Annotated in this window: 14 protein-coding genes and 1 pseudogene; 10 read left to right on the top strand and 5 right to left on the bottom strand. The window is 61.6% G+C overall.

Features of this window, described 5'->3' with window-relative positions:
- The first annotated feature begins 7 nt into the window (after nt 1–7).
- The 9 genes and pseudogenes from A2G06_12585 (at nt 8) to A2G06_12545 (ending at nt 11598) form a co-directional block, all read left to right on the top strand.
- The gene (locus tag A2G06_12585; GenBank protein ID ANA40969.1) at nt 8–202 is read left to right on the top strand and encodes a hypothetical protein; all 195 of its coding nucleotides are present in this window, start codon (nt 8–10) and stop codon (nt 200–202) included.
- 254 nt (nt 203–456) lie between these two features.
- On the top strand, nt 457–3231 hold the full coding sequence (locus A2G06_12580; protein ANA40968.1) for a hypothetical protein: 2775 nt from the start codon (nt 457–459) through the stop codon (nt 3229–3231).
- A 171-nt stretch (nt 3232–3402) separates the two neighbouring features.
- Nucleotides 3403–3792, top strand: a complete 390-nt coding sequence (locus tag A2G06_12575) for a hypothetical protein (protein ID ANA40967.1) — start codon at nt 3403–3405, stop codon at nt 3790–3792.
- Nucleotides 3793–3918: 126 nt separating this feature from the next.
- Nucleotides 3919–5226, top strand: coding sequence for an RND transporter (locus A2G06_12570; GenBank protein ANA40966.1), 1308 nt, complete (start codon nt 3919–3921; stop codon nt 5224–5226).
- The gene (locus A2G06_12565; protein ID ANA40965.1) at nt 5223–6491 is read left to right on the top strand and encodes an efflux transporter periplasmic adaptor subunit; all 1269 of its coding nucleotides are present in this window, start codon (nt 5223–5225) and stop codon (nt 6489–6491) included. The genes A2G06_12570 and A2G06_12565 overlap by 4 nt, the downstream gene beginning before the upstream one ends.
- 83 nt (nt 6492–6574) lie before the next feature.
- Nucleotides 6575–9678: pseudogene (locus A2G06_12560) on the top strand (cytochrome-c peroxidase).
- 52 nt (nt 9679–9730) lie between these two features.
- Complete coding sequence (locus tag A2G06_12555; protein ID ANA40964.1) at nt 9731–10072, top strand: hypothetical protein; 342 nt, start codon at nt 9731–9733, stop codon at nt 10070–10072.
- 51 nt (nt 10073–10123) lie between these two features.
- Nucleotides 10124–10717, top strand: a complete 594-nt coding sequence (locus A2G06_12550; protein ID ANA40963.1) for a hypothetical protein — start codon at nt 10124–10126, stop codon at nt 10715–10717.
- A 614-nt stretch (nt 10718–11331) separates the two neighbouring features.
- Nucleotides 11332–11598: a hypothetical protein gene (locus tag A2G06_12545; protein ANA40962.1), complete on the top strand. Its 267-nt coding sequence runs from the start codon at nt 11332–11334 to the stop codon at nt 11596–11598.
- 215 nt (nt 11599–11813) lie between these two features.
- Here the strand turns inward: A2G06_12545 and A2G06_12540 are convergent, their stop codons facing one another.
- The 4 genes from A2G06_12540 to A2G06_12525 form a co-directional block, all read right to left on the bottom strand.
- Nucleotides 11814–11972, bottom strand: a complete 159-nt coding sequence (locus A2G06_12540; GenBank protein ID ANA40961.1) for a hypothetical protein — start codon at nt 11970–11972, stop codon at nt 11814–11816.
- Nucleotides 11973–12033: 61 nt separating this feature from the next.
- Nucleotides 12034–12441 carry a transcription elongation factor GreAB gene (locus tag A2G06_12535; protein ID ANA40960.1) on the bottom strand — a complete coding sequence of 136 codons (408 nt, stop codon included), beginning with the start codon at nt 12439–12441 and terminating at the stop codon, nt 12034–12036.
- Nucleotides 12442–12654: 213 nt separating this feature from the next.
- Nucleotides 12655–13287 (bottom strand): hypothetical protein, encoded by a 633-nt coding sequence (locus A2G06_12530; protein ID ANA40959.1) that lies wholly within the window; start codon nt 13285–13287, stop codon nt 12655–12657.
- Between the two features lie 9 nt (nt 13288–13296).
- A complete protein-coding gene (locus A2G06_12525; GenBank protein ANA40958.1) occupies nt 13297–13707 on the bottom strand; it encodes a hypothetical protein in 411 nt (136 codons plus the stop codon).
- Nucleotides 13708–13819: 112 nt separating this feature from the next.
- Here A2G06_12525 and A2G06_12520 point away from each other — a divergent pair, with 112 nt between their 5' ends.
- Complete coding sequence (locus A2G06_12520) at nt 13820–14905, top strand: transposase (protein ID ANA40957.1); 1086 nt, start codon at nt 13820–13822, stop codon at nt 14903–14905.
- 165 nt (nt 14906–15070) lie between these two features.
- Here the strand turns inward: A2G06_12520 and A2G06_12515 are convergent, their stop codons facing one another.
- Complete coding sequence (locus A2G06_12515; protein ID ANA40956.1) at nt 15071–15286, bottom strand: hypothetical protein; 216 nt, start codon at nt 15284–15286, stop codon at nt 15071–15073.
- Nucleotides 15287–15293 lie beyond the last annotated feature (7 nt).

Raw genomic sequence — 15293 nt, 5'->3', positions numbered from 1 at the left:
ATCAACCATGCTGATCCGTGTCCAGTATCCCGACGGCCGTTATGACTACGTGAAGCACACGCGTCTCGATGACTTGATCGATGCGGTGCAGATTTCCCGGTTCCTCCGCTCCAGCGGCTGGGTCGTCATCGGTGAAGACCCGGTTCGCCGCAGGAGCACCAGAGCGCCGTACATCGGACCCGAGCGACGGCTAGCCGCCTGACCGTCCACCCCGGTCGACCCTCCTTCACACCGCACGTCTCCTTCCCTGCCCACCATGGGCGGGCCTGTGCCTCCTTTTTGTCCGTGTTCCTCTCAGCCGGACCGGTGGGGGACACGTCCGTCTCCCACTGCCCCGCCATGCTACCCCACGTCCGCCGGGCCTGAAAATTGCAAAAAACGAGTGATATTCCGGATAGATGACGGTGAGTTGCCGGCCTGCCTCCCCGTGGGCCCGCATTCTGAAAGGAACCGCCGATGATTACGCAAGTCGGTCGCATCAACCGGTATGCCCTGTTTGTGTCAATCTTTTGGACGGCTGTCATTGCATGCGCCTTTGGCTGGCTCTCTTACCAGCAGTGGAACAATGCCCTGGACGTGGCGCGGGCCGAGGCGAGGGCCACCTTCGAGAAGGACACCCTGTATCGCAAGTGGGCCGCTGATCACGGCGGCCTGTACGTGCCGGCCACGGACAGGACCCCTCCGTCGCCCTACTTGGCCCACATCCCGGAACGGGATGTCAGGACCCCCTCCGGCAGGCTTCTCACCCTCATCAATCCGGCCTATATGACGCGCGAAGTATTTCAGTTGGCCAACCGGGAAAAGGCGCTGGTCCGCGGCCACATCACCAGCCTGAGGCCCCTCAATCCGGCAAATGAGCCCGACCCGTGGGAGGAACGGGCGTTGCGCGCCTTCGAGCGGGGGGAGGGGGAGATCAGCGGGCTGCAGATCATGGACGGACAGCGCCATATGCGCCTGATCCAGCCTTTCGTGGTGGAGGAACGATGCCTCAAGTGCCACGCCTTCCAGGGATATGCCGTGGGCCAGGTGCGGGGCGGCGTCAGCGTGTCGGTGCCGCTGGCGGAATATTCGGGCTTCACGGGCAGGCTCGTGGCGGGCGGTGCCGCAGCCCACGGGATCATCTGGCTCCTGGGGCTCGGCATGATCGAGGCGGGCAGGCGGGCACTCTCCCGAAGCTCCCAAGAATTGCAGAAGAGCGAGGAGCGCTACCGGACGGTGGCCGACTACACGGCGGACTGGGAGTACTGGCTCACCCCCGACGGCCGGTTCGAGTACGTATCGCCCAGTTGCAGGAATGTGTGCGGATACACCCAGGAGGAGTTTTACCGCGACCCGTCGCTGCTGGAGCGGATCATTCATCCGGCAAGCTGGCAGCGCTACAATGATCACTGGCACGCGGAGTCGGCAACGGGCTACCCTGAGCCCATCGACTTCCCGATCATCACGCGGGACGGCCAGGAGCGCTGGATTTCCCATGTCTGCCGCACGGTGTACGGTGGAGACGGCACCGTGATCGGCCGGCGGGTGAGCAACCGGGACATCACCGACCGCAAGCGGGCGGAAGATCTGCTCCAGGAGCAGACGGTCCAGCTCGAGCAGGAAGTGACCGAGCGGCAGGCCGCCCAGGAATCGCTCCAGGAGCAGGCCGTGGTCCTGGAGGAAGAGATCGCCGAGCGGATCAATGCCGAAGAGACCATCCGCCAGAGCGAGGAGAAGTTTTTCAGGGCCTTTCAGCTTGCCCCGCTGATGATGACCATCAGCGACATCGAGGATGGGGCGTTCCTGGAGGTGAACGACAAGTTCGTCGAACTGAGCGGATACACGCGCGAGGAGGCCATCGGCGCCACATCGGCCAGGCTGGGGCTGATCACGGCCGGGGACCGGGCCCGGTTCCTGGAGCTCCTGGCGCGGGAGGGCAGGGTTTCGGAGTTTGCTCTCAAGGTGCATACCAGGGAGGGACGGGTCCTCAACTGCTCCTACTTCGGCGAGCTCATAACCGTCAGCGGCCGCACCCGCCTGCTCTCCATCGTCCTCGATGTCACGGAGCACGCGCAACTCGAGGAACAACTCCGCCATTCCCAGAAACTGGAGGCCGTGGGTCGGCTCGCCGGCGGCATTGCCCATGACTTCAACAACATCCTCACCGTGATCATGGGGTGCGGAACCATTCTGAAGATGGACGGAACACTGGCCGACCGCCAGAACGAGATGCTGGGCCAGATCATCCGCTCCGCCGAGCGGGCTGCCCAGTTGACCCGCGGTCTGCTCGCCTTCAGCCGCAGGCAGGTGATCAAGCCCCAGAATGTCGATCTGGACGAGATTGTCCGGGGTGTACAGAAGTTTCTGGGCAGGGTCATCGGCGAGGATATTCAATTCAAATCCATCTTCAACGGTGCGGGGCTCACGGTTTCGGCCGACAGCGGCCAGATCGAGCAGGTTCTCATCAATATGGCCGCCAATGCCCGGGATGCCATGCCCAGGGGAGGGTTGCTCACCATCGAGACGGCGCTGGAACAGGTCGATGCCCCGTTCGTCAAGAGCCAGGACAACGCCCAGCCCGGCCCCTATGCCGTCATCTCGGTGTCGGACACCGGCACCGGCATGGACGAGGAGACCCTGAAACGGCTTTTCGAGCCGTTTTTCACCACCAAAGACGTGGGCAAGGGAACGGGCCTCGGCATGGCCATCGCCTACGGGATCGTCAAGCAGCACAACGGTTTTGTGACCGTTGCCAGCGAGGAGGGGAACGGGACCACGTTCAAGGTCTATCTCCCCATCGTGGAGGAGAGGGCCGCGGAACTCGCGGCAGGCGCCGCACCGGCCCGTCCCCGGGGGGGGAGCGAGACGATTCTGGTGGCGGAAGACGATGAAAGCGTCCGCGCTACCGTCAATGACACCCTTGGCCGCTTCGGTTACGACGTGATCCTCGCCGTTGACGGCGAGGACGCCGTGGCGCAGTTTGCCGCCCGGCAGGATCGGATCAAGCTGGTCGTCATGGACATGATCATGCCGAAAATGAGCGGCAAGCGGGCCTACGAGGAGATCAGAAAACTGAAGCCGGGCGTGAAGGTCCTGTTCTTCAGCGGCTATACCACCGACTTCATCCGGAGCAGGGGCGATCTCGACGACGGGGTGGAACTGCTGAACAAGCCGGTCGCCCCCCTGGAACTGGTGACAAAGGTGCGGGAACTGCTGGACAGCGCGCAGCGGCCGGGGGAGGCATCCCCATGACCGGCGCGCCACGGGTGACTGTGGTCCGTCGCCGGCATGCAGCCATGCCTTATTCGTTTGACGCGTGTATGGCGTTGTCGATCTTTGGTCAACTGTGACACAATTGTGGGCAATGTCCTGAAAATTGCCTATTGACATGCTCAACAACGCGTGACTATGATGGCGCAACTCATGAAAGCGTGTCCAGTGCGTATGCGATCCAGTGTGCTCAACAAAATGATAGCCGTCGTGCTCCTCGTGGCTGTGGTCGCCATTGCGGGCAATGGTCGTTGCTTTGCACTGGACGCGGGCAATTTCCTTCAGTCCTCGTACGAAAAAGCCGATAAAACCCTGCTCAAGGCCTGTTGCGGGGATGAGGCTCCCTGTTGTCCCACTGACAACGATTCCGCTTCGGACCATTGCAGTACCTGTTTCTCCTGCCCCTGCAGCGCCCCCCTGAGCAGCCCCGGGGCCATGGTTTCCTATGCTCCCCTGATTGCCAGCATCTCTTTCCTCGAACATCGCACCACGCCACCCGACGTGTATCTCTCCATTTTCGTTCCACCCCAGATCCTCGCCTAACCTGCTGAAGTAGCGGCCGCCAGGCCGTTGGGGAGTGGTGCGTCCAGCGCCCGGATTCCCGTTCTTCAGCACACGTTCCTTACCCACAATCAATCAGACATCGAATACCTGCAAGGAGGTACTGTCTTGGTACGAGCATCTCGTTTCGTGTCCGGAGCAGTCCATCTGTTCCTGACCGCTGTAATTCTCGCCCCCCCGGGGGCTTCAGGGGAGGTCCGTCCGCTGACCCTGCCTCAGGCTGTCGAGTATGCCCTGGCACACAACGGCGAACTGAAGGCACTGCGCAGCGAAAAGGACGTGGCGCGGGCAGGGCTGGAGCGCGCCGTGCTTCTGCCCAATCCCACCCTGGAATTGTCGGCCGACTCCGGCGTCATGACCGGCAGCCCCGACGAAACAACCGTTTCCATCGGCATTTCCCAGGAGTTCCTGACCGGCGGAAAGCGGGCCAAGCGCCGAGCCGTTGCCGAGCGCGAGGCGGAGGCGGTTCATTTCCAGATTGCCGACCGGGAGCGGCAGATATCCCAGGAGGTGAAGAGTACCTTCTCCGAACTGATGCTGGCCCGGAAACGGAGGGAACTGGCCCAACGGGCAGCAGAACTGAACGAAACGCTGCTGGTGATAACGCGGGAGCGCCTGGCCGCGGGCGATATTCCGGAACTGGAGGTCAGCCTCGCCCGGGTGGAAGTGGCCCGGAGCGAAGGACGGAACATCGAGGCGGAACGGGATCTCGCCCCGCTGCTGGCCAGGCTGAGGACCCTGCTGGGGGTTCCGGCGGGGGAGGAGGTCGGCTTTGACGGCATTTCCGAGCAACGGCCCCTGTCGATTCCTCTCGACGACCTCGTTCGTCTGGCCCTGGAAAACCGGCCCGACCTGAAGGCGCTCCAAGCCGCCCGCGCACAGGGGGAGGCCGCCGTTGAGCTGGCCGAGGCGGAGCGCATCCCGAACGTGACGCTCGGGCTCGGCTTCACCCACGAGCGGAGCACGGACGCCACAGGCTCCGGCGACGAAAAGACCCGCGACAACCTGCTGGGGGTGACCCTGTCGATTCCGCTCCCCCTTTTCGACCGCAACCAGGCCGGCATCCGGCAGGCCCGGGCCGTCAGGCAGGGGGCCGGCAACCGGCTGGAGTTCGCCCGTTCGAGCGTGCCCCGGGAGATCGAGGGCGATTACGCGCGGCTCGCTGCGGCCGAGAAGACCCTCAAGCTGTACGCTGACGGCATTCTTCCCCAACTGGAGGACAACCTGAAGCTCGTGCAGGAGGCGTACCGGCTGGGCGAGGTCGGAATCCTCTCGGTCATTGAAGAGCAGAAAAAGTACATCGAAGTCCACGACGGTTACCTTGCCGCGCTCGCCAACCGGCAGACGGCCCTGGCCCGGCTCGAAGCCTCTGTCGGGACCGATTTCCAGAACAGAACCAGCGGAGGTGCGCAGTGAACAGGAACCATGGAATCATCATCGGCCTTGTCCTGGCCGTGGCCATCGGGGGCGGCATTGCGTATCGCTCTGCCCATGTGCCGGGGGGCGCCGGCGAACATGCCGAATCAAAGGAAGCCGGCCATAGCGAAGGCACGGGTGGTCACGATGAAGGGAAGGAGCACGCGGGAGAGAAGGACGGCCATGGGGGGCACGGGGAAGAAGGCGCCGTCTCCATGACTGTCGAGGCACAGAAGCAGAACGGCGTGGTCGTGGCCGCGGCCGCACCACAGCGGCTGGCCGGCGTGATCAGCGCCACCGGCAAGGTGGAGGCAAACGCCGACCGGATCGCCCATGTCTCGCCGCGCATCTCCGGCAAGATCGTCAGCGTCCGGGCCTCCCTCGGCGACAGCGTCGCCGCCGGCCAGCCCCTCGTGACCCTGGACAGCGTCGAGTTGGGCGAAGCCCTGAACCGCTACCACCAGTCGAAGACGCGGCTGGCCCTGGCCCAGTCCAGCATGGACCGGATCAAGGCCCTGGTGGAAAAGAAGATCGCGGCCCGCAAGGACATCCTCCAGGCGGAGACCGACTACACAATGGCCCAGACCGAACTGCATACCGACGAGGAGCGCCTCGCCCTGTACGGTGTCTCGGCGCCTGACCTCACAAGCGCCGGCCACAGGAAGCCGCTGTTGCCGGTCCGCTCTCCCATCGGCGGCGTCATCACCGAAAAACACGCCATCGTCGGCGAACTGGCCGATCCCTCCAAAAGCCTCTTTACCGTGGCCGACCTCTCGTCGGTCTGGGTGATGGTGGACATCAACGAAAAGGATCTGGCCAAGGTCCACCGGGGGCAGTCCGCCACCGTCACCCTCGGCGCGTTTCCGGACGTGAAGCTGAAAGGGCGCATCACCTACATCGCCGATCTCGTCGACGTCAGCAGCCGCACCGTCAAGGCCCGGGTCGAGGTGGCCAATCCGGGGCGGAAGCTGAAGCCGGAGATGTTCGCCACGGTGGAGCTGACGCTGGCGGCCGACGCTCCGCCGGTCCTGGCGGTCCCCGAGGATGCCCTGCAGGATCTGGACGGGAAAAAGGTGGTTTTCGTGGCGGAGAAGGAATCGGAATTCGCGGCCCGTCCGGTGCAGACCGGCCGGGCCGCCGGCGGCCTGGTGGAGATCGTTTCCGGCCTGAAGGAGGGGGAACGCTACGCCGTGAAGGGCTCGTTCATTCTTAAGTCAGAGCTGAAAAAGGGCGAGATGACGGACGAACACGGCCACGGCGAATGATCACCACCGACCATGGGTAGAGCGTGCGCGTAACCACGGCTCCCGTTGGTTACGGACATGCTCCTGACGGAAGCGAGGTTCCGATGCTGGAGAAACTGATTGCCTATACGCTGCGCCAGAAAGGGATGGTCATCTTCCTGGCGCTGCTGATTATCGCCATAGGATTGTATTCCTACGCGAAACTGCCCATCGACGCCTTCCCGGACGTGACCAACATCCAGGTGGAGGTCGTCAGCCATGCCGACGGCCTGTCGGCGATCGAGATCGAGCGGAACGTCACCTACCCGATCGAGATGGCCATGCGCGGCCTGCCCGACATCGAGCAGATGCGCTCGGTCACCAAGTTCGGCTTGTCCATCGTTACCATTGTCTTCAAGGACAACGTGGACATCTACTTTGCCCGGCAACTGGTGTTCGAGCGCCTGGCCGAGGCCAGGGAAAAGGTGCCGAAGGGGGTCGAGGTCGCCATGGGGCCCATCGGCACGGCCATGGGGGAGATCTATCAGTACACCCTGGAAGGGAGATGCCCCGGGACCCCCGGCAGAAGATCGCGTACCTGACCAACCTGCGGACCATCCAGGAGTGGATCGTCACCCCGCAGTTGAAAAGTGTCGCCGGGGTCAACGAGATCAACTCCTTTGGCGGCTATTTCAAGCAGTACCAGGTGATCGTGTCGCCGGAAAAGCTCTTGAAGTACGGCGTCACCGTGGATGACGTCCATACCGCCATCGGCAGCAACAACGAAAACGTCGGCGGCAACCTCCTGGAGCGGGGGACGGACCAGTACATCGTCCGCGGAGTCGGCCTGATCAAGGACGTGGGCGACATCGAAACCATCGTCCTCAAGTCGGCCGGAGGCACCCCCACCTACATCCGCGACGTGGCCCAGGTGACGGTGGGCGAGGCGGTCCGCATGGGCGCGGCCATGAAGGACGGCAAGGACGAGTGCGTCGGCGGCATCGTCATGATGTTGCGGGGGGAAAACAGCCGCGACGTGGTGCGCCGGGTCGCGGAGAAAGTGAAGGAAATCAACGAAAACAACGTGCTGCCCGAGGGGGTCAAGATCGTCCCCTTCTACGACCGCAGCGACATTGTCAAGGCAAGCGTGGGGACGGTGAACAGGGCGCTCATCGAGGGGTCGATCCTCGTCCTGATCGTCCTGTACCTGCTCCTGAACAGCGTCAGGGGGAGCATCGTAGTCCTGATCGCGCTGCCGCTCTCCCTGCTGGCCACCTTCATCGTGATGAGGCTCACGGGGATCAGCGCCAACCTCATGTCGCTGGGCGGCCTGGCCATCTCCATCGGGATGATCATCGACACCACGATCATCCAGGTGGAAAACGTCCAGCGCCACCTGAGCGGGGAGGGGGAGCGCCATCCCAGGCTGCTGACGGTGCTGAAGGCCGTCATGGAAGTCCGCAAGCCGAGCATCTTCGGCGAACTGATCATCGCGCTCACCTTTATCCCGATCCTGTCCCTGGAGGGAATCGAAGGGAAGATGTTCGGGCCCCTGGCCATCACCGTGGCAATTGCGTTGCTCTCCTCCCTGTTTCTCTCCATTTTCATCATCCCGGTGCTCTGCAGCCTGTTCCTGAAACCGCAGCCGGAGCAGGAGAGCTTCATCATGCGGCACGCCCACCGGCTCTACCTGCCGCTGCTCGACTACGCCATGGCCAAAAAGCGCGTGGTGCTGGGCGTTGCCGGCGTGCTCCTGGTGGCGTCGGTGCTCCTGGTCTCCCGGCTGGGCACCGAGTTCATTCCGACCATGGACGAAGGCGCATTCGACATGGACGTTTCCATGCTCCCCGGCGTTTCCCTGGACAAGACCATGGAGGTCAACCAGCGCGTGGCGGAAAAGCTGAAGCAGTTCCCCGAGCTGGGCACGGTGGTGTCGCGGACCGGTCAGACCGGGGTGGCCCTGGACACCAGGGGCTCGGACAAGACCGGCTACGTGGGGATCTTCAAGCCCAAGGACGAATGGAAACGGGACATCTCGAAGGAGGAGCTGACCAACGAGATGCGCGAGTCCCTGGAATCGGTAGCCGGCATCACCTTCGGCTTCAGCCAGCCGATCCAGTGCCGCATCGACGAACTGGTGGCCGGCACCCGGGCCCAGTTGATCCTGAAGCTCTTTGGCGACGATATCGACGTGCTCAGCGCTAAATCCCAGGAAATCGCCAAGGTGCTCTCCACCGTCAGGGGAGGGACCGACCTGAACGCGGAGAAGATCTCGGGCCAGCCGTATCTCACCGTTGACATCGACCGGTCCAGGATCGCCCGATACGGCCTGAACATCAGCGACGTGCAGAAGGTGATCGAGATCGCGGTTGCCGGCAAGGCGGCGTCGCAGCTCTACGAGGAGAACCGCAGCTTCGACATAACCGTGCGCCTGCCAGAAGAGAAACGGAACTCGCTGGACGCCATCAAGAACCTGATCATCACCACGAAAACCGGCATCAACGTGCCCCTCGAACAACTGGCCGAGGTGAAGATGATCGAGGGCCCGGTGCAGATCAGCCGCCAGGACGGGGTGCGCCGCATCGGCATCGAAATGAACATCACCGGCCGGGATATCGGCGGTTTCGTGGCCGAGGCGAAACAGAAGATCAAAGAGCAGGTCAAGCTTCCCCCCGGTTACTACCTCACCTGGGGCGGACAGTTCGAGAACCAGCAGCGGGCCATGAAAAAGCTGATGATCATCGGGCCGGTGGCCATCGGCCTGATCCTGCTGTTGCTCTACGTGACCTTCCGGTCCATCCGCCTGGCGCTCCTGGTCATCTCCAACCTCCCGTTCGCCCTGATCGGCGGCGTGTTCTCGCTCTTCATTTCGGGCCAGTACCTGTCGGTGCCGGCATCCGTCGGCTTCGTGGTTCTCTTCGGCGTTGCAGTGCTGAACGGCCTGGTGCTGGTGTCGCGGATATCCCAATTGCGGGATGAGGGCTTCGAGCTGCAGGAGGCCATCCGGCGGGGGACCGCCGACCGCCTGCGTCCGGTGCTGATGACCGCATCCATCGCCATATTCAGCCTGATTCCCATGCTTCTTGCCAGCGGCACCGGGTCCGAAATCCAGAAACCGCTGGCAACGGTTGTGGTCGGCGGTCTGGTAACGTCCACCCTGCTGACGCTGCTGGTCATCCCGTCGGTGTACAGTTGGTTTGAGAAGAGAGACGTCGAGGAGGAGATGTAACGGTCCCCTTCCTGACAGACAGCTCACAACGCAGGTAGCCGAGGAGAATTCCATGAAAGAGATAAAAGCGATTATCAGGCCGGCCAAATTACTGGAAGTAACCGAGGAGCTTCACGCCATTGACGGGTTGCCGGGAGTGACCGTATCGGAAATCAAGGGCTTCGGCAAAAGCAGGGCCCAGAATGCACAAGACAAGATTGTGTATGAAATGGTGGAGCTCGTTCCCCTCATCCAACTGGAGGTTGTGGTTGATGAGGATATGGTCGAAAAAGTCGTCTCCGTGATCCGGAAACATGCCCACACCGGCACTGCCGGAGACGGCAAGATCTTCGTTTCCACGGTTGACGACATCATCAAGATCAGGACGAACGAACGGGGCAGAGCTGCCATCTGACCGCTTCGGCGCGCAACGGATTACTGCGATGCAAGCGATGAAAGGAGAACCATGAACAGGGTCACCAGGATAGTGCTGACCGTTTTCACCCTTGCCCTGCTCAGCGGCTGTGCGAGGTCCGCGGATCTCATCCGGACCGCAGCCATGGCCGAGCGCCAGGACGTATTTGTCACACAGGCAGAGGGCCGGCCCCTGCCTCCGGGCTATGCTGAGCTCCGGATCGTCTCGCTCCTGAAGACACACAAGCCGGGGGTGTATTCCGCCGCCGACGCTCACGGTACCCCGGGCTACACGCTGTTGCTGAATATCGGCGGCCAGGCCCTGGAGCTGTCGGGCGACCCCCGGCCCGAACGCAAGGAGCCGGTGGGGCCGCGCGACCCGGAAGCCGGAGACGGGATGAGGTATCAGTTCTCCCGGACCCTGCACGTCAAGGCCGGCACCCACCGAACCGTGATGGCCATTCCTGCCGACGCCATTGCCGTTGAAAAAGAGATCACCCTCGCCGAGGGCAGCCGCAACACCCTGGTGCTGGAGCCGGTGTACCGGAAGATGCCCGTGCGGAGCCGGCCCTGGAATTACAACGCGACCGATTTCAAGGAGGGAATCCGGTCGCTGCGGGTCGTGCTCAACGGCGTGGAGAAGTAAGGGCCGACAGGCTCCGGCAGATGTCAGGTTGCAATGGGCGCACTCCTTTGTGCTCTTCCTTCGGGAGTGCGCCGCTTTTTAACTCGTCCCGCCCGGTTGCCGCGGCGGCAGAAAGAACCAGAGAATACTACGCCGAGAGGTCGGGTGCAGACAATGACACCACCGCTTCCATCCAGACACGTCATGCTGGCGCGGGGTGCGGCTCTGATGGTGCTGATCGTTCTCGCCGTCACGGCGGGCGCTGTTGCAGGGGCCGGCGCCATCCCGCACCCTGCGGGCGGAGCCGCGGCGCATGCGGACGGGCATGATCGGGGCGGGCATAGCCCCTGTCCCGCGCCATGTCCCGATCCCGATTGCCACCGGTGCCACTGCACGACCACCATCCTTTCCGACACGGCGCTGGCCATGAGCCTCCGGCCAGCCATTGGGTCAATGGGGGCGATGGTGACGGGTCTCCGCCCGATCCGCCCCCCAGGTCGATATTCCACCCTCCACGTCCGGCAGTGGCTGCCCACCACGGAGAACATGAGCGGAACTCCGCACCAGCCAATGCCGCGGCCGGGGTTCCCCGGGAATGCCGGCCGTGAATTACAAAAAAAACGGAGAGTGAATACATGAAAAAGCGACTTGTTCTTGCAGCAATCGTATCATTCGGCTGTTACGCGCTGCCTGCCTTTGCCCAGACGGAACCGACGGGCAAGGACGGCCGCCTTGCGAGCTGTTCCTCCCGGGACAGCCTGCCCGAACGCATCGCCAGGCTGGAGAAAGAAATCGCCAAGGGGGAGCGCGTCTATACCAAGACGGAGTTGGACCGTCTCGAACGGAAGCGTGACGGGGCAAAGGACATGCTGCGCGTCCTGATGCTGGGGGGCAGGCGCTAGCACTCGGGCAGGCACCTGCCTCCTGCCGATGCCTTTTCCTCCTGCCGCAGGCCGGCGGGAGCTGCAGCAAAAAGCCCATGGACGATGAATCCATGGGCTTTTGTCATCAGGGGGCACAGGTGGCCGATGTGCTGCGCGGGCAACGGACGCGCGCCTCGCCACCCTGGCCCGCCTTCTGCGACGGGCACGTCGGGCCCGGCTGCGGAGAGTCCTTGTCACCCGGAAACAACGTTGTTGTTAAGCAGAATGATTCCCTCCGCGTTAGCGATCCAGATGGTACCGCAGCGGGTGCATTCGAGCAGGTTGTCGGCATATCCGTCAGAGTGCATGACGATTTCGATTGTCGTGCGATCGTTACAGATGGGACATTTCATGGTGCATCATCTCCTTTTCGATAGTTATTTGTCCGATGAGCACTGATCTCCCGCCGATGCCCTACAAATCATGGCTCCCTGCCGCGCCGGGCTGATGGAGAATTTCCTCGATCCTGATTTTTTTGGCAAACGAGCGGACGGACAGGTCCAGGGTGTCGCCGGCGCCAAAGCCGAGGATCGCGGTTCCGATGGGTGACAGAACTGAGATTTTTCCTTCCGCGATGTTTGCGTCATTGGGAAAGACCAACGATATGGTCATTTCCTTGTCGGCACGGATATCGCGCAGCTTCACCCGCGAGTTCATGGTTACGACATTCGGTGGGACATTCTGGGGATCGACGATCGTTGCCGATGCCAGTTCGTCTTCCAGTTTCTGGAGATCCTTGCGGTCGCGGGACGTTATCGTGTCAAGAATCTCCTCAAGCCTTGAGAGATCGTCCTCGGTTACGTAGATAGCTCGTGCATCCATATGGCTGTATCCTCCTCATGATGAAAAGTATCTTCTGACAGGCTGTTGCAAAGCCCCTGCGGGGGCATCTGCTGCGTTGCGCGGTGCCCGCGTCCTCGCCTGTCCAACTGAATATGTCCCGGCTGCTCCGCTCCGGGCGCTGCCGGGGCGTCCAACCGTCTGCTGAGTTTCCGGATGGTTCTGTTCTGTCAGAGAACGTTTCAGTGAATGTGCTCACAGCAGGCCGGGAAGGAGCTGGCTCAGTCCGCCGGCAATGAATTCTATGGCAATGGCGGCCAGAAGTAGCCCCATGAGCCGTGTCGCGATATTGATGCCTGTTTTCCCCATCATCTTTCCGATGGGAATAGCCAGACGCAGGACGAGCCATACGAGGCACGCCGCGGCCGCGCTGATGAAAATCAGGATGCCGTCGTGACCCCAGCTTTCCGCCTGATTGCTGTAGATGATTACCGTGCTGATAGCCCCGGGCCCCGCAAGAAGGGGGATTGAGAGAGGCACCACGGCGATGTCCTCCTTTTCTTCCGCCTCTCGGGCCTCCTCATCGGTATACCTGCTTTGGCTGCTCTGGGCGTAAAACATGGCAATGGCATTCAGCAGAATGAGGATTCCTCCTCCGACGCGGAACGATGCGATGCTGACGCCGAAAAAGCGCAGCAGTGCCTCCCCGACCAATACGGTCACCGTCAGAACGATCCCCACCGAGCATGCAGTAACACGTGCCGTTCTCAGTCGGTCCTTTGGGGGATCGTCATTGGTCGTCGCCACGAAAACGGGAATGGCGCCAACGGGGTTGATGATCACCAGCAGAGCGGTGAATATTTTTATGTATTCAGACCACGTGAGCATGGGCAATCCCTACACTCCTTTCGCTGACGCAGCATCCCCGCCACCCCCTCTTTCGGATGCCCTGCGGGCTTCCCACAGCAGATACCGCACCAGCTTGGGGGACAAGGGCTTGTCAAAGATCCGCTCAATGCCCGCTTCGCCGATCTCGCGCCGCAGGGCCTGCGTCGGCAAGTCGGTATACATGAAGACGGTGAGTCCGGGACGGGCCCTGCGGGCCCTGCGGGCCAACGTGATGGCATCCATGTCCGGCATCTCCAGATCGGTGAGCATGAGCTCAAAGGATGTGGTGCGCAGCGTGGCAAGGGCCTCTTCTCCGCTGCGGACACGATGGACTGTTGTGTTGTTTCTGTCGAAAAGCTCTTCCAGGAGGGTGAAGTCACAATCACTCCCGGCAGCAAACAGTATTTTCGAAGCAGCCATTGAGTCGCTCCTTTCTCAAAGGTGTTAGCAGGCTGTTGAAATTCAAATAGAGAAAACAGCCGTTTTATGGTAGTTTATCGCGCATAACACTTTGCAATTATTGAGGAAAGTTATGCGCGGTTTTGACAGCAACACAGAAGCACTTTTTACCTATGTGACTCCTGAATCCTTTGTCCCGAAGGACCACCCCTTGCGGGCCATTCGTAAAATGGCTGACGAAGCCCTGGCAGGGATGGACAAGCTCTTTGACAGTATGTATGCCACAACCGGCAGATCGTCGATCCCGCCGGAGAAGCTCTTGAAAGCCCAACTGCTGATGATTCTTTACTCCATCCGTAGCAACCGGCAGCTGGTGGAGCAGATCCACTACAACTTCCTGTTCCGCTGGTTCCTTGGTATGGGCCTGGATGAGAAGGTCTGGGACCATTCCAGTTTTACCAAGAACAGCGAACGGTTGATCGGTTCCGAGGTTGCTGCCGAGTTTCTGTCACGGATACTGGCTCAGGCGGAAAGAAAGCGCCTTTTGTCACGCGAGCACTTCACGGTTGATGGCACCCTCATCGAAGCCTGGGCATCCATCAAGAGCTTCAAGCCCAAGGATGGTCCACCGTCAGCTGGCGGTGGAGGCAGAAACGAGACCGTGGATTTCAAAGGGCAGAAGCTTACCAACGAAACCCATGGTTCTGTTACCGATCCCGATGCCCGTCTCTACCGCAAGGGAAAGACCAAGGAAGCCAAGCTCTGCTACCAGGGGCACACCCTGATGGAGAACCGCAGTGGCCTGATTGTCAGGACCAAGGTAACAATGGCATCCGGTTCCGGCGAACGCGAAGCGGCAAAGACAATGGTGCAGCGTCTCCCCCGGACCACCCGCCGCATATCGCTTGGCGGTGACAAAGGCTACGACACGGAAGCCTTCGTCAGAGAACTCCGCCGGCTCAGGATCACACCGCACGTGGCGCAGAACACCACGAACAGAAAGTCGGCCATTGACGGTAGAACCACCAATCATCCGAACTACGCCATCAGCCAGAAGATCAGGAAACGGATCGAAGAAGGCTTTGGCTGGATGAAGACCGTAGGCAGGTTACGCAAAACGATGTACCGGGGAATCGAGAAAATCGCCATGCAACTTGACCTGCACGCAGCGGCTTACAACCTGGTTCGGATGAAAAACCTGGGCCTTGGTGTCACCTGACAGGGGGAACATCCCTCGAATCAGGCAACAACAGCAGCATATGAGGTTGATAAAGAGCAAAACGGCGGACTGAAACCCGATAAAGCGCTCAACTGATTCAAAAAAATCGAACTAAAAGTTCTTCAATCTCAAATAGGGCCGATTTTCAACGACCTGTTAGTGCCGCTACCCGGTCAGGTCCGGACACACGGCGTCATCGGTCATGGCCAAACGGTATTCCTCATGGCAGATGGTGCCGCAGCCGATACGCCGCCTCCGGCCGGCACCGTGGCCAACTCCACCGGCCAGGTCATGCTCGACGCTCCCGATGGCCCTGCATTGTTTGCTGCAGATACCGCAGGCAGGCGGTACGGTGCCCCGCCTTCCGCCCTTGGGTGACAATCGTGTA

The organism is Geobacter anodireducens, assembly GCA_001628815.1.
Taxonomy (GTDB): domain Bacteria; phylum Desulfobacterota; class Desulfuromonadia; order Geobacterales; family Geobacteraceae; genus Geobacter; species Geobacter anodireducens.
Note: the sequence above shows the minus strand (reverse complement) of the source record. Positions and strands in the feature narration are given on the sequence as shown.